General features: G+C 62.5%; 17 protein-coding genes and 1 pseudogene. 7 read left to right on the plus strand and 11 right to left on the minus strand.

The annotated features are described in order from the left end of the window. The first annotated feature begins 442 nt into the window (after positions 1–442). Positions 443–2,248, plus strand: a complete 1,806-nt coding sequence (locus XH92_RS33015; RefSeq protein WP_194455872.1) for an adenylate/guanylate cyclase domain-containing protein — start codon at positions 443–445, stop codon at positions 2,246–2,248. Positions 2,249–2,549: 301 nt separating this feature from the next. On the opposite strand, the gene XH92_RS33020 is transcribed toward XH92_RS33015, so the two are convergent. Together XH92_RS33020 and bfr are read right to left on the minus strand one after the other, a co-directional pair. Further along, complete coding sequence (locus XH92_RS33020) at positions 2,550–3,713, minus strand: YncE family protein (RefSeq protein ID WP_194455873.1); 1,164 nt, start codon at positions 3,711–3,713, stop codon at positions 2,550–2,552. A 282-nt stretch (positions 3,714–3,995) separates the two neighbouring features. Continuing rightward, positions 3,996–4,478, minus strand: a complete 483-nt coding sequence (gene bfr / locus XH92_RS33025) for a bacterioferritin (RefSeq protein WP_194455874.1) — start codon at positions 4,476–4,478, stop codon at positions 3,996–3,998. Between the two features lie 262 nt (positions 4,479–4,740). Between bfr and XH92_RS33030 the strand changes: the two genes are divergently transcribed. Both XH92_RS33030 and XH92_RS33035 read left to right on the plus strand, forming a co-directional pair. Further along, positions 4,741–5,109 carry a VOC family protein gene (locus XH92_RS33030; RefSeq protein ID WP_194455875.1) on the plus strand — a complete coding sequence of 123 codons (369 nt, stop codon included), beginning with the start codon at positions 4,741–4,743 and terminating at the stop codon, positions 5,107–5,109. Positions 5,110–5,231: 122 nt separating this feature from the next. Then, the gene (locus XH92_RS33035) at positions 5,232–5,498 is read left to right on the plus strand and encodes an SDR family oxidoreductase (protein ID WP_194455876.1); all 267 of its coding nucleotides are present in this window, start codon (positions 5,232–5,234) and stop codon (positions 5,496–5,498) included. Here XH92_RS33035 and pcaG read toward each other — a convergent pair. From pcaG to XH92_RS33060, 5 genes are read right to left on the minus strand one after another with little or no spacing between them, the layout of a single operon-like run. Then, entirely contained in the window at positions 5,495–6,097 is a 603-nt protein-coding gene (gene pcaG, locus XH92_RS33040) for a protocatechuate 3,4-dioxygenase subunit alpha (protein WP_194455877.1), read from the minus strand. The two genes, XH92_RS33035 and pcaG, sit on opposite strands and share 4 nt — an antisense overlap. Next, the gene (pcaH, locus tag XH92_RS33045) at positions 6,098–6,799 is read right to left on the minus strand and encodes a protocatechuate 3,4-dioxygenase subunit beta (RefSeq protein ID WP_194455878.1); all 702 of its coding nucleotides are present in this window, start codon (positions 6,797–6,799) and stop codon (positions 6,098–6,100) included. Positions 6,800–6,854: 55 nt separating this feature from the next. Next, a complete protein-coding gene (locus tag XH92_RS33050; RefSeq protein ID WP_194455879.1) occupies positions 6,855–7,394 on the minus strand; it encodes a DUF4863 family protein in 540 nt (179 codons plus the stop codon). Between the two features lie 14 nt (positions 7,395–7,408). Next, positions 7,409–8,137 carry a nitroreductase gene (locus XH92_RS33055; protein ID WP_246787802.1) on the minus strand — a complete coding sequence of 243 codons (729 nt, stop codon included), beginning with the start codon at positions 8,135–8,137 and terminating at the stop codon, positions 7,409–7,411. Beyond that, positions 8,113–9,339 (minus strand): ABC transporter substrate-binding protein, encoded by a 1,227-nt coding sequence (locus XH92_RS33060; RefSeq protein ID WP_194455880.1) that lies wholly within the window; start codon positions 9,337–9,339, stop codon positions 8,113–8,115. The genes XH92_RS33055 and XH92_RS33060 overlap by 25 nt, the downstream gene beginning before the upstream one ends. A 218-nt stretch (positions 9,340–9,557) precedes the next feature. On the opposite strand from XH92_RS33060, the gene XH92_RS33065 reads away from it, so the two are divergent. Then, positions 9,558–10,535, plus strand: coding sequence for a LysR family transcriptional regulator (locus XH92_RS33065; protein WP_194455881.1), 978 nt, complete (start codon positions 9,558–9,560; stop codon positions 10,533–10,535). Positions 10,536–10,559: 24 nt separating this feature from the next. Here the strand turns inward: XH92_RS33065 and XH92_RS33070 are convergent, their stop codons facing one another. Further along, on the minus strand, positions 10,560–11,759 hold the full coding sequence (locus XH92_RS33070; RefSeq protein ID WP_194455882.1) for an ABC transporter substrate-binding protein: 1,200 nt from the start codon (positions 11,757–11,759) through the stop codon (positions 10,560–10,562). Positions 11,760–11,970: 211 nt separating this feature from the next. Here XH92_RS33070 and XH92_RS33075 point away from each other — a divergent pair, with 211 nt between their 5' ends. Then, complete coding sequence (locus XH92_RS33075) at positions 11,971–12,564, plus strand: MarR family winged helix-turn-helix transcriptional regulator (protein ID WP_194455883.1); 594 nt, start codon at positions 11,971–11,973, stop codon at positions 12,562–12,564. A 17-nt stretch (positions 12,565–12,581) separates the two neighbouring features. On the opposite strand, the gene XH92_RS33080 is transcribed toward XH92_RS33075, so the two are convergent. The 3 genes from XH92_RS33080 to XH92_RS33090 form a co-directional block, all read right to left on the minus strand. After that, a complete protein-coding gene (locus XH92_RS33080; RefSeq protein WP_194455884.1) occupies positions 12,582–13,820 on the minus strand; it encodes an NAD(P)/FAD-dependent oxidoreductase in 1,239 nt (412 codons plus the stop codon). After that, positions 13,817–14,173 (minus strand): non-heme iron oxygenase ferredoxin subunit, encoded by a 357-nt coding sequence (locus XH92_RS33085; RefSeq protein WP_194455885.1) that lies wholly within the window; start codon positions 14,171–14,173, stop codon positions 13,817–13,819. Before XH92_RS33085 ends, XH92_RS33080 begins: the two co-directional genes overlap by 4 nt. 74 nt (positions 14,174–14,247) lie before the next feature. After that, a complete protein-coding gene (locus XH92_RS33090; RefSeq protein ID WP_194455886.1) occupies positions 14,248–15,471 on the minus strand; it encodes a Rieske 2Fe-2S domain-containing protein in 1,224 nt (407 codons plus the stop codon). Between the two features lie 103 nt (positions 15,472–15,574). Here XH92_RS33090 and XH92_RS33095 point away from each other — a divergent pair, with 103 nt between their 5' ends. Together XH92_RS33095 and XH92_RS33100 are read left to right on the plus strand one after the other, a co-directional pair. Beyond that, positions 15,575–16,450, plus strand: a complete 876-nt coding sequence (locus XH92_RS33095; RefSeq protein WP_194455887.1) for an SDR family NAD(P)-dependent oxidoreductase — start codon at positions 15,575–15,577, stop codon at positions 16,448–16,450. Between the two features lie 75 nt (positions 16,451–16,525). Next, positions 16,526–16,983: pseudogene (locus XH92_RS33100) on the plus strand (cupin domain-containing protein). Positions 16,984–17,216 lie beyond the last annotated feature (233 nt).

The following is a 17,216-nucleotide window of genomic DNA, read 5'->3' on the forward strand; positions in this document are numbered from 1 at the left end:
GTCATCATCCTCGCAATGCGGGTCCGCAGCAAGTGTAGACTGAACTTCGCCGATCTACCCTTGAAACGTTCCCGGTGCTGCGCGGCGCTCCCGATCGTTGGCTCGGACCGATTGCGAGGCGCTCGAGTACCTGCCCATTTCGGACACGAGAAGTCCGTACAGCTGTTTGGTCCATCCGGCTCTACTCAGCGGGCTTTTCACAAGCTACAGGGCTATCGCTGGAATTTGGTAGCAAGCGAAGCAGGTGGTCGAATCCAACGAAGCCTACTCGCCCAACCTCTTGGCGCGCGATTGTATCCCATCTAGGATGTAAACATCGGGATCATGAAACCTGGTCAACATCGACGGTGACACGGTGGAGAAGGAGGAAAATCGAGCCGCCCGGTCTGAGCGATCCGACTTTCGGAACGCGGGCGTTCGCCTTGTGCGACAAGAGACAGTCGTGCTGCTGGTGGACCTTGTGGAGTCGGTCCGGCTCATGCAGGAGCACGAGGACCGCACCGTTCGCCGCTGGGCTGAATTCGTCCGCATCGTCAACACCCAAATCCTGCCACGCTACGATGGCGTGATGGTGAAGAGCCTGGGCGACGGGCTGCTGACGCGTTTCGAATCGGTACCCGACGCCGTCAATGCCGCCGCCGAGATGCATCGAACGCTTTCAACGCAGAACGCTGCTCTCCCGGAAGATCAGCATTTCCACCTTCGCGCCGGCGTAAACGCTGCCATGGCGTGGAGCAATGGGATCGACTACTACGGCACGGGCGTGAACCTCGCCGCGCGACTGGCAAACCTGGCCGGCCCGGGCGAAACTATCGCAAGCGCATCGGCGCATGAGCAACTGGCCGCCGCGCTGGCGACCCTTGCGAAACCAGGCGAAACGATCAGCAGCGCTGCAGCGCGCGACGAGCTTACGCACGGGGTGGACGCGCTATGCGAAGACCTCGGCGAGTGCATTCTCAAACACTTCGACAAGCCGGTTCGGGCCTACCGCGTCGGCCCCGCAAGCCCAAAGCCGGGTCCAATCCAGCGTCCCGGCTTTGGAACACCAATGGAGCCGACGATCGCCGTAATTCCGTTTCACGCGAGGAACAACGCTCCGGAACATCTCGACATCGGCAATCTGATCGCGGACAGCGTCATCTGGCGGCTGTCAAAAGCACCGAACCTGAAGGTAATTTCACGGCTTTCAACGACCGTATTCCGCGGCCGCGCAAGCAACATCGATGAAGTGTCAGCCTACCTCGGTACCAATTATATCCTCAGCGGCGCGTATATCGTGGACGCAGGGCGGATTTTGGTAACTGCGGAGCTATCATCGGCGCGTCACGGTCAGGTCGTCTGGACCGATCGCTTGACAGGGGAAGTCGGCGATCTGCTGAGACCCGAAAGCGAATTGGGGGATCGCATCGCCCAGATGGTGCACTTGTCCGTATGCGACGCCGAGGTCGAGCACATCCTGACGCAGCCGTTGCCGACACTGGAGAGCTATTCGCTGCTGCTTGGCAGTATCAAGCTGATGCACCGCTCCACCAAGGATGAGTTCATCCAGACGCGCAAGGTCCTCGATGAGCTGATTCACCGGCATGCCCGAATTGCCGCTCCGCGGGCTTGGCTCGGCAACTGGTACATCCTGAGGGTGACGCGCGGCTGGTCGGAGGACCGCAAACGCGAGGCGATCGAGGCGTTGAGCTCCACCCATGCCGCGCTCGACCGGGATCCGTCGGATGCGCTCGCGCTGGCAACAGAAGGGTTCGTCTATTGTCACTTATTGAAGGACCTGGACACCGCTCGAGAGCGCTGCGACGAAGCGGTTGAGGCCAATCCCAGTCATGCACTGGGGTGGCTCTACCGGGGCACGGTCAACGCGTTCAAGGGCGAGGGGCTCGCGGCTGTGCACGCGACGCGGCGAGCGATCGAGCTCTCCCCGCTTGATCCCCAGCGCTACTATTTCGAATCGCTTGGCGCGACGGCAGAGCTATCGGCTCATCAATATGAGAATGCCGAAAGGCTTGCGCGTTCGTCGCTTGCGCTCAATTGTACGCACCCCTCCACATGGCGAGTGCTGACGATCGCGCTGGTTTCTCAAGGACGAATGGATGAGGCACGCAATGCGCTTTCGAAGATGAGGCAACTCGAGCCGGCGCTGACCGTCGATAGATATCTTGCGCGCATCCCAAATGCGCAGCTTGAAACAGGCCGATATTGGGCCCGCTGCCTCGCAATGGCAGGTTTGCCATCTGGAAATTGATTTGTTCATAGGAAGTTAGGTTCAGCAAAAAGGGCGCTCGGGTCAGCGGCCGTCTTGATGGGCGCACAAGCGACGTCGGCAATGGGTCACTTGCGTCGGTCCGGCCTGCGCGATTGACCTCCGGTTAGGTCCGTTGATTGGACGTCTTTAGCCGGCCCATTCGTCTCACGCGGGCTAAGACCAGACACGCAAATGCTCGATCGCTGCGCTCCTTTGAGAGCACATTGGGATCAGAAGGTGTGGGGTCTGCTTGGCGGCAGACCCTTTCCGCGGACCGAGTCCGCGGAAAGGGCACGCATGCCTACCGCGCTGGCGCGCGCATCGACGCCGGCTGGCCTGGCAGCTTTAGCCTGGGCCCTACCTCGGTCAGCTTGCCGCTTGTGAGCTGAAACACCTGCAAGTCCTTCTCGAAATAGTTGGCCACATACAGGTAGTCGGCGTTCGGACTGTAAGCGATACCCTCCGGTAGGCCGCCGAGCGGCGCGCGCGCAGTCACCGTCAGCTTTCCGTCGGTGCCGATCGACATCAGAACGAGTTCGCCGGCTTTGGTCTTGAACCAGTCGCTGTCCTTGGCCGCGGTGCCGAGCAGCAGCGGGGTAGCTGCGGTCTTCCCATCCGGCGCGATGGCGAAGCCTTCCGGCCCGGTACCAGGGGTCATCATGTCGACCACGTGGGGATGTGGGCTGGTCGCTTCGATGATCACCTCGGCATCTGCGTTGTTCTTCTGCGCACCTGTGTTCGAGGCGACGACATATTTGCCGTCTGGTGTGATGTCGATGTTGTAAGGATTGAATGCCGATGGAATGTCCATCGACTTGTCGTAGGTCACGTTTTGTCCATCGATCGCCAACACGCCGATCTTGTTCGCAAGGTTCAGGCAGACAAAGGCGCGCTTGCCGTCGGGTGCGATGACCACGGCGGCAGCCTGTTGCTCTAGCGGTACCTCGCCTACGGTCTTGACCGTCAAGCCCTGGATCGAGACAACGGAGACACTCTTGCCGTCTCGATTGGCGATCAACGCGAGATCACCCTTCCTGGAGATCGACAGACCGGACGGCTGCCGCCCCACGCTAATCGTGTCGATCAATTTCGGCGGGTCGGCGGTGAGGTCAATAACGTACAGTTTGTCGTCCGGGACCGGCTTCCAGGAGTTCCCGTCCTGCACGTGAACCACGGAATTGGCGACTAGGCCCAGCTTGCCGTCTGGAGTGATCTGCAGGTTGGTTGGCGGGCCCAGCAGGGAATTCGACAGCGGCAGGCTGGCGCGGATCCTGGGTTTGGCGGGGTCGGAGATATCCAGGACCAGGACTGCGTCATTACCCGGAGCGCCGTTCACCTGCCCTTCCGGACCATAGGTAATCTTGCCGTCAAGGCCGATCAGGATATCGTTGGTACCGGCCCGCGCCAAGCCGCCGCCGACGATGCCGGCCAGGCACATGACGCAAAGAAAACTGCGTAAAGTCATGATGCGTTTGTCTCCCCGTCCCGACCCGTTTCTGGATGAGCCTGTTCCACCACCGTACTTCGCGGCATTTGGTGCTGGCAACCATTTACCACGCTGACGAGCGGCGGGACCTTCGCCAGCGCCGGGAGGACCATTGATATCCGAGCAACGCGCCGCCCGGCCGCGTGACAACCGCTTCGGGTCGAAAAGGCGCCGTTTCGCTATCGGCCTATCCGTTCCGGCTCGCCCGGCCCTGCGATGCACTAATTGACGCAAACGACCAAAGGCAGTCGTTGGCACACTTTAGTCCTTGTCGAGCTCTCCGATATGACGCTGGGCATATAGCTCGAGGCCGATCCTCGCGACGAGTTCGATCTGGGTTTCCAGAAAATCGATATGCTCTTCCTCATCGTGCATGAGTTGCTCAAACAGATTCCGTGTCACGTAGTCTTTGACCTGATGGCAATGGGTCGCAGCTTCAGCGTAGAGGGAGTGCGCCGACAATTCGGCTTGCAAATCGCTATCGAGCACGGCCTTCACGGTCTTCCCGATATGAAGGGATTCCAGCGTCTGCATATTGGGAGATCCGTCTAGGAAGATGATGCGTTCGATGAGCTTGTCTGCATGTTGCATCTCTTCAATCGATTCCTTGCGCCACGCCTTGGCCAGCACCTTGTAGCCCCAATTGTCGAGCAGGCGGTAGTGCAGCCAATACTGGTTCACGGCGGTGAGCTCGTGGCGCAGCGCTTTGTTGAGGTATTCGATAACATCCTTATCGCCCTTCATGCTCCGCTCCTTTTCGCGGGTGCCACTGGGATCGATTGGTTGTGTGGACGCCTGGACTTGATGTTTGGCCGGCGCGATGGAGAGTTTAGAGCGTCAGCGCTTTCGGTTCGAGCAGTTTGGGCATCTACCGCTCGCCTAGAGCGGCGACGCAAGGAAAGGGGCGTTCGGCGTTGACTTGCTCGCCGTTCGACACACATGAGAGGTTAATCTCTGGGCCGCGACTACAAATGGCGTAGGGAGATAGAACAGGGGAGTTTTGGCCATGATCGAGGGGATCAGCGCGCTCACGCTGGGCACCCATGACATGCCACGAGCTGTCTCATTCTACCGAGCCCTGGGATTTGAGGTCCTGCATGGCGGCGAATGGTCACCGTTCACCAGCTTTCGAGCAGGTTTGAGCTACCTCAACCTCATCGACCAACCTGCCGAACGACGCTGGTCCTGGTGGGGTCGGGTCATCTTCTACGTCACCGATGTTGACGCACTTTACGAACGCGCGCTCGCGGCGGGGTACCAGCCGGCGACTGTGCCCCGCGATGCCGAATGGGGTGAGCGCTTTTTCCACCTAGCTGACCCCGACGGGCACGAACTCAGCTTCGCTCGACCTTTGCTTCCGGCTTCCGTCCAATAGCGGATCGAAGCGGCCTGCATTCCAACCGTCGCTGCCAGAGGGTATTGTTCCGACAGACGGCCATCGCCCTGACGTCAGCTTCGGCTCGGCCTATGGCGCGGTCTCTCGAGCAAGATCAAAGGATGACAACGAACGGTCGCACCGTCACCGTATTCGGCGGAACCGGCTTTCTCGGCCGCCGCATCGTTCAGCATCTGCGCGATCACGAGTTTCCCGTCCGGATCGCGTCAAGGCATCCAGATCGCGGGCGCAGTCAGTTTGGCCCGCATGATTCCCAACTTCTGTTCGTCCGGGCCGATATTCAGGACGAACGGTCTGTCGCAAATGCGCTTGCCGGCGCACATATCATCCGACCCGCCGTCGCGTCCCCACGAACCAACTGCTGTTAGACGTCGAAGAACACCGTTTCGTTGTCGCCCTGCAGATGGACGTCGAAGGTGTAGACGTTGCCTGCACCGGCCTTGCGCTTCGCGATCAAGGTCGCGCGGCGATCGGCCGGCACCAGCGCGAGCGTTGAATCGCCCGCGTTGGCCGCTTCGTCGTCAAAGTAGATGCGGGTGTAGAGATGCAGCAGCAGGCCGCGCGCGAACACCGCGAGCACAATATGCGGCGCCTGCTGCTTGCCGTCGGCATCGGGCACCGAGCCCGGCTTGATGGTGTCGAACGAATAGCCACCGCTCTTGTCGGTGCCGACGCGGCCAAAACCCTTGAACGAGGAGTTAGGCAGCGCGCGCGCATCCTGCGGATCGGAGAAGCGGCCTTGCGCGTCGGCCTGCCAGATCTCCAGCATGCAGTCGGGGATCACGGCGCCGTCGCCGTCATAGACCTTGCCCTCGACGCGGATGCGCTCACCCGAGACGTCTGGTGTCAGCAGGTTGTTGGAGAAGGCATCGTTCCATTCGTATTCGCCGTTCGGCGCCAGGCCGTATTTGAAATAGGGGCCGACGGTCTGCGAGGGCGTGATTCCATCAGGACGCGGGTTCGACACTTACCTGGTCTCCATCGGCGTGGCATTGCGCCCGCGCAGCACGATATCGAAGCGATAGCACAGCGCCCATTCCGGCTGGGTGTTCTCGAGATCGAACGACGAGATCATCCGCGCCCGCGCCTTCTCGTCGGTCACCGAGTTGAAGATCGGATCGAACGGGAACAGCGGATCGCCGGGGAAGTACATCTGCGTCACCAGGCGCGAAACGAAGGAGTGGCCGAACACCGAGAAGTGGATATGCGCTGGCCGCCACGCATTGTGGTGATTGCCCCAGGGATAGGCACCGGGCTTGATGGTGATGAACTTGTAGTAGCCGGATGCATCTGACTGCGTGCGGCCTGCGCCCGTAAAATTTGGATCGAGCGGCGCCGGATGCTGGTCGACGACATGGATGTAGCGGCCGCAGGCATTGGCCTGCCACAGCTCGATGAGCGTGTCGGGCACGCTGCGGCCGTCCTCGTCGCGCACATGACCATGCACGATGATGCGTTCGCCGAGCGGCTCGCCCTTGGCCTGGATGGTGAGATCGTTGTCGTGCGCGCGCACGGTCTCATGACCATAGACCGGACCGGTCAATTCCGAGAGCGTATGCCGCGTCGGGATCAGCGGCTTGGCCGGCGCGCGCTTGATCGCGCTTCGATACGCCGGAGACAGACGCGCGGGATGAACGCGGTTCGAACCGACCGGATAGATCAACGCCATGGGCTTTCTCCAGACAGGTTCGGTGTCATCAAACGCGCCGCTCATACGGCCAACATCAGGCCGGTGCCTTAAAATCGTAGGAGATGCGCCCGGCCGGCAGATAAAACAGGGCGATCACCGCGCCGCCTCTGACCTCGGGATAATGCCGGCTACCGGGATCCGGCGCCGTCCATCCTGGTCCTTGCCAGCCCTGCAATCCCTTGAGCTGCGCCCCCTTGTCGAGCGGAACGACGAGGTTGAGCTCGCCATAAGGATGGCCGTGATATTGCCCGCGCAGCACGTCGTGAGCGTCCTCGTCCTTGAAGCGGCGCGGATCGGTACTGTTCATGTAGACTGCGGTAATGCTGAACTGGAACGTTTCGGGAACCGGCTCAAGGATGCGGCTGCGCCGATAGTTCGGGCCGTCTACCTCCTGGTTGGCCGCCCACCCCTCCGCGACTCCCATTTTGATGAGACGAGCGAGATCCTGGTAGAGCGGGCTGTCCTCTCCATAAGTCTCGTTGAGCCACCGCTCCATCGCCGCGCTCGGCGTCATGTCCTTGACCTCGCGCAGAAACGGAATGCTGCGTTCGATCAGCTGTTCCCGGCTTCCCATGACTTTCTCCTGTTCTATTCCTCGAAACCCTTGAAGGAGGCGAAGGCCTCCAAGTCTGCGCGCGGCATCAGCCGCGTCCTCGCCGGCTCCCTGGGGTGCCCCATGGAGATGCCGCAGGCCACCATCTGCTCCGTGGGGATCGACAGAAGTGGACGCAATATCCGGTGGTACCTGGCGAAGGTTTCCTGCGGACAGGATTGCAGCCCGCGCCCCACCGCGGCCAGCATCACATTCTGGATGAACATGCCGAGATCGAGCCAGCTTCCCATCGCCAGCCGACGATCGATGGTGACGATCAATCCAACCGGTGCGCCGAAGAACGCATAGTTCTTCGCGGTCTGCCGGCTCCGCGCCGCACCGTCGCTTTGCGCGATACCGAGCGAGCCATAGAACAATCGCCCGAACTCCTGGCGACGGCCGAGATAGGGCTCGGGGAAAGCGGTGGCGTAGTATTGATATTCGGAGACGTGCTCGCTCGGCTCGTTCTCATGCGCATGCAGAAGCGCAGCCGACACCTCGGTTTTGGCGGCGCCGGCGAGCACGTAGACGTGCCAGGGCTGGATGTTCGCGCCGCTCGGCGCGAACCGCGCCACGCGCAGGATCTGCTCGATGATCGATCGGGAGACCGGACTGCCGGAGAACTCGCGGCACGACAGCCGGCCGGCGATCACCTCGTCGATCGGATTGCGCGCGGCCCCGCACGCCATATCCCGGTCGATCACGACTTCTTCACGAGCGAGCATGCGCCGTCCTCCATCGGTCTGAAGGCCTCTTCACCCGGGATCGTGGCCAGCAGCTGGTAGTAGTCGAACTGGTATTTCGACTCCTCCGGCGACTTGACGCGAAACAAATACATGTCGCGGACCAGCCGGCCATCGGGACGGATCCTGCCGTTGCGGGTCATGAAATCGTTGACCGGCAATTCGCGCATCTTGGCCGCGACCGTCGGCCCATCAAGCGTGCCGGCGGCTTCAACCGCCTTGAGATAGTGCATGACCGCACCATAGGTGCCGGCATGGATCATGGTAGGCACCTTCTTCGTCTTCTCGATGAAGCGCTTCGACCACCCGCGCGTCTCGTCGTTGAGGTCCCAGTAGAAGGCGGAGCTCAGCATCAAGCCTTGCGCGCTCTGCAGCCCGAGGCTGTGAACGTCGGCGATGAAGACGATCAGGCCGGCAAGCTTTTGCCCGCGCGTCACGCCGAACTCACCGGCCTGCTTCACGGCGTTGATGAAGTCGCCGCCGGCGTCGGCGAGCGCGATCACGTCGGCCCTGGAGGCCTGCGCCTGCAGCAGGAAGGACGAGAAATCGGACGTGTTGATCGGGTGTTTCACGGCGCCGACCACCTTGCCGCCGGTGGCGTCGATTACCTTGCGGCTGTCGGCCTCGAGCTGCGCACCGAGCGAATAGTCGGCCGACAGGAAGAACCAGGACTTGGCGCCGAGACGCGAAATCGCCCGCGTCGTCCCTTGCGACAGCGCGTAGGTATCGTAGGTCCAATGGATACCGGTCGGCGAGCATTCGTCACCGGTCAGCCGGGACGTGGCGGCGCCGGTGGCAAGAAACAGCTTCTTCTTGTCACGTGTGATGCCTTGCACCGCCAGGGCGACCGCGGAATTGGGGACGTCGAGGATGACCTCGACATTCTCGTTCTCCAGCCATCGGCGTGCGATCGCCGAGCCGATGTCGGCCTTGTTCTGGTGATCTCCCGCCACGATCTCGATCATGCGCCCGAGCACCTTGCCGTTGAAATCGTCCACCGCCATCTGTGCCGCGACGGCCGAGCCCTGGCCGCCATTGTCCGCATAGAGCGACGACATGTCGGTCAGCACGCCGAGCCTGACCGGCCCGTTTTGAGCCATCGCCGACGTCGCCGTCGCGAGGGTCAGCGCCAGTCCGAACAACGCACCCGCGACACTCAGAGCCGATCTTACCCAGGCCTTCATCGTTGTTCTCCTCCCAACCCGGCGGCGGCAATGTTGGCCAGAACGCCACGGCACGGAAGTGAAAGTCTCGCAGGATGATCCTGAACCGCCTTCAGATCGCTAACGGCGGCGACGCGCTCTCGGGCAATCCGTTGCATCCGCCGGGTGTCTGGCCTTAACTGCGCGCGATCGCAAGAATCTGCCGAGGCGCGCGATCCGCTGCAGACGGGGCTCTCATCGTGTCCGTTTCCTTCAACACATTGGACCTGAATCTGCTCAAGGTGTTCGACGCCGTGATGGAAGAGCGCAGCGTACTGCGAGCCAGCCAAAAGGTCGCGCTGAGCCAGTCCGCCGTCAGCCACTCGCTGGCGCGGCTGCGCGAAATGCTGCACGACGAGCTGTTCGTGCGCACGGCGACCGGCATGCAGCCGACGGCGCGCGCATTGACGATGGCCCCGCAGGTTCGCCAGGCGCTGCGATCGCTGGAGGCCGCGGTCGAACTGCCAACCTTTGCCCCGGCGGTCTCGACCAAGCCATTCACGTTGGCCGCCAACGACTTTACGACGATGGTACTGGCGCCGCCACTCCTGAAGATCCTGAGCCGTGAAGCTCCGGCGATCGACCTCACCATCAAGCCGGTGACCCGGATCGATCTTGCCGAGCAAATCGACCTCGGCCGCATCGACGTCGCGATCGGCGTGTTCTCGTCTCCGCCGAGCCGCTTCCGGACGGCGCTGCTGTTCGAATATGACGACGTGCTGATCGTTGGCAAAAAGCGCAAGCTTGGCCGGCTCGACAAGGCAAAGCTCGCGACCTTGCCGCTGGTCGTCGTGTCCTTTGGCGGCGAGCAGGAGGGCGCGATCGGCGGCTTCATCTCCGAGCGCGGGCTCGCCAGGCGCTCGGAAATGTACGACCGCCCCGCGCTCGAACGGGCGCTGTCCGACAGCGACAAGCCGCCGCGGATCGCGGTCTCGCTGCCGCATTTCCTTGCCCTGCCGGCGCTGCTGGTCGATTCCGAGCTGGCGGCCATCGTTCCGCGGCCGCTGGCGCGTGCGCTCGAGCAGGCGCATGCGATCACGACCTGTGAACTGCCCTACACCACGACGCCCGTGGAGGTTCGGCTGCTCTGGCACGAACGTGTCGAGCACGAACCTTCGCACGAATGGCTTCACGAGGTGCTCCGGCGCGCCACCGAAGAACTCAGGCACGGCCGCTAACGGCCGGCGGCGGTCCAACTGCGATCATCGGCCCGCATCTGCTTGCGCGGCCATGGCCCCGGACATCGGCACCCAGCGTTCGCCGTCGAAACGCTGCGGCCGCAGCGATGTGATCAGACGATAGTCGTCCGGGCTGGTGTTGACGGTAATGCCGGGAATCAGACCCGGAAGCGTCAGGTTCTTCAGCGCGGTGGCGTGTTTCATGAGGTTCTGCCGGGAAAGATCATCGCCGCAGGCCTCGATGACCTTGGCCATGAGGATAGCGACGTTCCATCCGGTGAAGTTGAGCTGATCCTCAATGTCGCCCTCGGGATAGTACGTCCTCATGAAGGCCAGCCACTCCAGATAAGCGGGGTCATTGGCCCATTCCGGATCGCCGACCGACTTGGTCGGCGTCGCCGAGATCGCACCCTTGGCGTTTTCGAGCCCGGCCGGCTTGAGGATCGTCGCAACGAAGTTGCTGCCGATCGGCAGGAACTGCTGCGCATGCCAGCCGAGCTCGCCCACCTTGCGGATCGCCTGCGAGGTGAACTTGCCGGTCGATGCATTGAGAAAGACGTTGGCATTGGTGCTGGCAAGCGCGACCACCTGTGAATCGACCGTCGGCGACGTGACCTCGTATGGCGAGGCTGCGACAATCTCGGCCTTGGGATCGAGCCGGGCCAGTTCGGCCTTGAAGCTGCGCAGATATTCGCGGCCGTAGTCGTCGTTCTGGTACAACACGGCGACCCGCGAGGCGGGCGTGTGCTCGGCCACCAGCCGCGCATAGATCGCAGCCTCTGTGCTGAACAACGTCATCCCCGAAATGGTGTAGGGACTGGTCTTCGGGTCGGCGAAGCGCTCGCTGGCCGCAAACACGAACAGCTGGGGGATCTTCTTGGCGTTGAGATACTTCTGGACTGCGGCGTTCTGCGCGGTTCCCATGCTGCCGAAGATCGCGACCGCATCATCATTCTCGATCAGCCTGCGTGTCTGTTCCACGGCTTTTGTCGGGCTGTAGCCATCGTCGAGCGAGATCAGCTTGACCTTGTGGCCATTGATGCCGCCGCGCTCGTTGATCATCTGGAAATAGCGCGCCTGCACCTTGCCGACGGCGCTCAAGGCCGAAGCCGGCCCGCTATAGGGCATGGTCTGCCCAATGATCAGATCGGTCTGGGCCGCCTCTGCCGAGTCGCCGGCACCGAGCAAAGCTGCAAACAAAAATATCGCGCGAAGTCCGCGCATACGCCCCTCCCCTGTTTTCTTATCTGGAATATTCTTCCTAGGAAGATAAATGTCAACCCGCGACATGGGCGGCAAATGGCCGCTCCGCGGCGCGATACGCAGGACCTGGAGCAATGCCGGCAAGTTGCGGGGCGACACGTCAGTTCGACGGTGTTAGATTGCTGCGACGCATGATGCCGGCGCCATTGGCGCAGGAAGGGGATTGGAAGGAATGAAGAAGAGCAGCGTGTCGCGCCGCGCCGAACCTACGATCAGGCAGCCGCCTACGCTCGATAGCGCTCTTTATGACGACATCGAGGCCGCCTGGCTCGAGCAGCGCCCCGACCTCGACCTTGCCGCGGCGTGCACCTTGTTGCGGCTGGAGCGCGTCAATCAGCTTCATGAAATACGCCTGCAAGACATAGCGAAAGCCGTCGGCCTGCAAACCGGCGAGTTCTACGTCCTGCTGGCGCTCAGGCGCTCGGGGAAACCATACGAGTTGCGCCCAACCGACCTGTTTCGCGCCCTCCTCGTCACCTCGGGCGCCATGACCAAGCGCGTGGCGCGGCTCCAGGAAGGCGGCTTCGTCCTGCGCGTCTCGGCCAGCGATGACGGCCGTTCGGAACTGGTCCGCCTCACCGCCAAAGGTCTGGCGACCGCCGACCGCGGCATTGCCGAGGTGGCAAGGGTGGTCGAGGGTGTGACCGAGGCAAGCGGGCTGACCAAGGCGGAGTTCGCGATGCTCGACCGCTGCCTGCGCAAGCTGCTCGCCGTCAGAACCGTGAAAGTACCGAAGAAATCCGGCCGGCTCGCGGCGGCGGATTAGCGCTGCCGCCGGCAACATTACGCAACAGCCTGGTTACTCGTCTTCAGCAACGATTTGAGATCGCATGAACTGTCTTCGGCCTGGTCCGGCGTTGGCGAAATGCCGGCCGCGATCAGGCGTCGCGCCACCATCTGGTCGCCGGAATTGTTGATGCTGTCGACTGCGACGAGCTTGCCCTGCCGGTAGTTGAACACGGAGAACCGGCCGGCTTCGATTGCGCCGCGAATCACGATCCGGTCGCTGCGCACCGAGTGTCCGACGATCTGAAGCTTGAGATCGTGTTGATCGGACCAGAACCTCGGCACGCTGTCATAGGCCTCATGGCTTTCCGCGATCGCAAGTCCGACCGCCCGTCCCTGGTCTTGCGCGTGCTGAACCGACTCCAGCCTGATCCATCCCCCCACGAAGCGGCTGTAGTGATTGGCGCAGTCGCCGGCGGCGTAGATGGCCGGGCGTGCCGTCCGGCCGTGCTCATCCACCACAATGCCATTGGCGCAATCCAGCCCCGCGGCAACAGCGAACTCATCATTCGCGATGCCGCCAATGCCGACAACGACGAGGTCGGCGCCGAGACGGACGCCTCCATTCAGCTCGACCGCCGCGATCCGTCCACCATCGCCGATCATTGCCGAGACGGCCGTGCCGAACTTCACCGCAACGCCGGCTCGAAGGTGACGATCAAGCAGGAAGCACGACACCACCGGAGAGACCGCCCGCTCCAGCAACCGCGACGATGCCTCGATCACTGTCACTTTCTTGCCGAGCCTGGCTGCCGAGGACGCCACCTCGAGCCCGATGAAGCCGCCGCCGACGATCACGATCTCGCTGGCGTGGCCGAGCCGCGCCTTGAGGTCGACGGCATCGGCTATCGACCTAAGATAGCAGATTCCGTCGAGTTCGGCCCCGGGGACTGCGATCTTTCGCGCGCGCGAGCCGGTGGCGATGACGAGGCGCTCGAAGTCGAGCACCACGCCGTCGGCCAACGCGACCCGGCTGGCGCTACGATCGATCTCGACAACGCGGTGGCCGAGGCACAGCTCGATTCGCTTGCCCGCAAAAAGCGCCTCGTCATGCATGCGGAGCTCATGGGCGCCGATCTCGCCGAGCAGATAGTCCTTGGAAAGCGGCGGCCGTTGATATGGCAGTGTCCTTTCATCGGTGATCACGGTAACAGGTTCAGCATAGCCCGCATCGCGCGCGGTGAAGGCCGCCTGAATGCCGGCATAGGATGCGCCGATGACGACAAGGCCGCTCACGGATTGACGTCCGCGCTGCCGCGACATGCTGCTTCCGGTGCAGCGCCAGCACCGAGTTGCACATAGACGTCGCCGTCGCGGATCTCGACCTTGAACGCCTCGATATCCTTGTAGGCGCTTGACCGGCATTTACCGTCACGGACATCGAACATCGCGCCGTGCAGCGGGCATTCGATCACGTGGCGTTCGAGAAATCCCGTCGACAACAATGCAAACGCGTGCGAGCAGACGTCGTCCGTTGCAAAGATGTCGTCGTCGAACTTGTAGAGCGCGACACGGCGCTCGCCCACCTTGAAGCCCAACGGCTCACCTTCCGACAGTTTCGCGGCTGCGCAGAGATGGTGCCAGGTCATGAGATATCGTCTCCTGGGTCGATGCGGCGAAATCGGCGCGGACACTTAGCCCGCGCCCAAGGCGTCAAATCCGATCAGCGCGGAATCTGCCGCCAGTCCTCGGCTGTGGAGCCGAGCCGGCCGCCGACCGCACGGATATCCTTGTAGGACATGGCCTCGCTCTGACCGCTCTTCGGCGCCTTGCCGTTCATGAAGCCGTGCACTTCGTCGAGCAGCTGGCGACGCACCCTGACGATCGCCTGGTCCGCCGAGCAGAGATATTCCTGCGAACGGTCGACGATCGGGCCCATACTGACCATGACCACGAAATCCTCGATGACGATCTCATGGAAGCCGGTGCTGTTGCCGGCATCCATGATCTGGCGGTTCTGCCCCCAATTGTTGCTCTGATCGCCGGGCAGGCCGCCAGCCATCGGCCACTGGTTGGCGCGCTGCACCTTGCGCCACGAATCCACCGGCTTCTCGGGATTGTAGAAGATGTACCACTGGATCAGGTTCTCGTCGTCGATCGGCACCGCGATGATCGCGGTGCGATCCTGCTGCGGCCCGGAGAAGATTGGCGCGATCAAGCCATAGTAAGGCATCACGAACTCGGTGACGCGGGCGAGGCATGATCCGTCCGGTGCGGTTCGCAGCGCCGCGGCACGGAAGCCATAGGGCTTCTTATCGAATTCGTAGCCGACTTCGGTGTTGACGCGGGTGGCGCCGAAATCGGTCGAGGATGTCGCGGTCCAGCTCTGGTGCAGCAGCGAGACATGCGAGGAATCGATGGTGGCCTCGACGCCTTGCAGCCAGTTAGCCTTGAGCTCGATGCCGGCCGCGTAGACTTGCTCCGGCGGCAGATCCATCCATTCGAAATCGGGCGCGGGCGGCGCGGCGCCCTCCCCGAGCCAGACCCAGATCAGCCCAGCGCCTTCCCGCACGGGATAGGATTTTGCCCTGACGGTCCTGGCGAATTCTTTGGGGTTGTTCGGCTCGTTGGGAACGTCGAGCACCTCGCCATCGGCCTTGATCTTCCAGCCATGGAACAGGCAGGTCAGCGAGCAGTCGTCGATCCGCGCCAGTGCGAGCGAGGCGCCGCGGTGCGGACAGGCCTCGTCGAGGAAGCCGACGGTGCCGTCCTTTCCCCTGAACACCACGAAGTTGCGGCCGAACAGCTTGACGCGGACCGGCGCCTCCCCCTTGCGCACCCGCACCGAGAGCACGGCCGGCAGCCAATAATGCTGCCGCAGCATGCGTCCCATCGGTGCGTCACCCGTGACGCGGCACAGCAATTCGTTCTCTTCCCTGGTGACCATCGCGAACTCTCCCTGATTGACGCTTACGACGTCCTAGGCTTAATATCTTCCTAGGAAGATTATTGTCAAGTTATCTTCCAAAGAAGCCATATTGGAGGATCGCATGAGCAAGGGACGCCTCAAGGATCGGATAGCGCTGGTGACGGGAGGAAGCCGCGGGGTCGGAAAGGGAGTCGCCATCGGCCTCGCCGAGGCCGGCGCGACGGTGGTTGTCACGGCGCGGACGCGCAACAGCGGCGGGTCGGAATGGCCAGGCTCGCTCGATGAGACCATCGCCGCAATCAATGAGGTCGGCGGCCGAGGCATCGGCTTGCTGTGCGATCATTCTGACGATGGCTCGGTGAAGGAGGTCTTCGACGTTGTCCGGCGCGATCACGGGCGGCTCGACGTGCTTGTCAACAACGTGTTCGCGGCGCCGAACGTGATGCCGGTGAATGTCCCATTCTGGCAGGTCCAGGCCTCGCTGTGGGATACCATGCACCGGGTCGGCCTGCGCTCGCATTTCATCGCAAGCCAGTTCGCCGTGCCGCTGATGCTGCCACAACGGCGCGGTCTGATCGTCAACACGTCATCGGGCGGTGGCATCAGATACACCTTCAACGTTCCGTTCGGCGTGCAGAAGTCAGGCGTCGACCGGATGGCGCGTGACATGGCGCATGAGTTGCAGCCGTTCGGCATTGCCGCCGTCTCGATCTGGCCCGGCTACATCAAGAGCGAGAAGCTCGCGGCGCAGCCCGACCGCGTGCCGCTGGCGCTTGCCAAACTGATCGTCGAACGCGGCGAGACGCCGGTGTTCGCCGGGCGCGCGGTGGCTGCACTCGCCGGCGATCCTGACGTGATGACCAAGAGCGGTCAGATCCTGCTCGCCTCGGAGTTGGCGTCCGAATACGGCTTCACCGATATCGACGGCAAGGTCCCGCCGCCGCCGAGCCGCGATCCTGCGCCGCTCTCCGTGTTCAAGCCAAGCGCCATGACCTGAGCTCCGGCGAGGAGACACAAATGCGCATTCCAATCAGAATCTTCGGGCCCAATCGCCGAACGCGACTGGCACCTTCTGCCGCTCGCCGTCGGGACCGGCTTCGCCTGCGCGATTACGATCGCCAAGACCCTTTCGCTGGCGATGAGCGCGACGCCGCCATTTCCGGCACCGTTGTGTGCCGAGATGTCTTCATCCGCCACGGCGCTCAACAAGGTCGAGGTGATTGCGTCGCACGCCCTACCGAATGTCCCTGGCAAGCGGGTCACGGTGGTCCGTGTGAGTTATGGACCGGCGGCTTCACGCCGCCGCACCGGCATGGCGGCTCGGTGACAGCCTACATTACCAAGGGCGAGGTCAGCTCGCAGCTGAGCAGCGGCCCGCTGGAGACATTCGCGGTCGGGCAGTCGTTCTTTGAACCGCCGAGCACGACGCATCTCGTCTCCGCCAATGCAAGCAATACCGAGCCAGCCGAACTGATCGCCGTCTTCGTCGCCGACGAGGGAGCGGAATTGACAACGCTCCTCAACCAATAGCGGAATAATGACCGGATTAGGCGGCCTGCCCGGAAATCATGGGCCGCACCGGTTTCGTACCAGGAACGGCGTGAACGAGACACAACGAACGCGATCGAAATCGAACGAAACTGCAACAAAATCAAAGAAGACGGTCGATCTCCCGTCGCTCATAACGGTCTGGTTGCAGGTTCGAGCCCTGCCGGGCCCACCAATGAGATCGATAGCTTACTTCGTTCTCGTTGCCCGCAGCG

The sequence above is a fragment of the Bradyrhizobium sp. CCBAU 53421 genome (assembly GCF_015291625.1).
Taxonomy (GTDB): domain Bacteria; phylum Pseudomonadota; class Alphaproteobacteria; order Rhizobiales; family Xanthobacteraceae; genus Bradyrhizobium.

Coding starts and splice junctions, on each gene's coding strand:
- XH92_RS33085 (WP_194455885.1), bottom strand. CDS start 14,173: ATGACCTGGCACCATCTCTGCGCAGCCGCGAAACTGTCGGAAGGTGAG.
- XH92_RS33090 (WP_194455886.1), bottom strand. CDS start 15,471: ATGGTCACCAGGGAAGAGAACGAATTGCTGTGCCGCGTCACGGGTGAC.
- XH92_RS33055 (WP_246787802.1), bottom strand. CDS start 8,137: ATGCTCGCTCGTGAAGAAGTCGTGATCGACCGGGATATGGCGTGCGGG.
- pcaH (WP_194455878.1), bottom strand. CDS start 6,799: ATGGCGTTGATCTATCCGGTCGGTTCGAACCGCGTTCATCCCGCGCGT.
- XH92_RS33070 (WP_194455882.1), bottom strand. CDS start 11,759: ATGCGCGGACTTCGCGCGATATTTTTGTTTGCAGCTTTGCTCGGTGCC.
- XH92_RS33035 (WP_194455876.1), top strand. CDS start 5,232: ATGACAACGAACGGTCGCACCGTCACCGTATTCGGCGGAACCGGCTTT.
- XH92_RS33060 (WP_194455880.1), bottom strand. CDS start 9,339: ATGAAGGCCTGGGTAAGATCGGCTCTGAGTGTCGCGGGTGCGTTGTTC.
- XH92_RS33075 (WP_194455883.1), top strand. CDS start 11,971: ATGAAGAAGAGCAGCGTGTCGCGCCGCGCCGAACCTACGATCAGGCAG.
- XH92_RS33050 (WP_194455879.1), bottom strand. CDS start 7,394: ATGGGAAGCCGGGAACAGCTGATCGAACGCAGCATTCCGTTTCTGCGC.
- XH92_RS33095 (WP_194455887.1), top strand. CDS start 15,575: ATGAGCAAGGGACGCCTCAAGGATCGGATAGCGCTGGTGACGGGAGGA.
- bfr (WP_194455874.1), bottom strand. CDS start 4,478: ATGAAGGGCGATAAGGATGTTATCGAATACCTCAACAAAGCGCTGCGC.
- XH92_RS33020 (WP_194455873.1), bottom strand. CDS start 3,713: ATGACTTTACGCAGTTTTCTTTGCGTCATGTGCCTGGCCGGCATCGTC.
- XH92_RS33030 (WP_194455875.1), top strand. CDS start 4,741: ATGATCGAGGGGATCAGCGCGCTCACGCTGGGCACCCATGACATGCCA.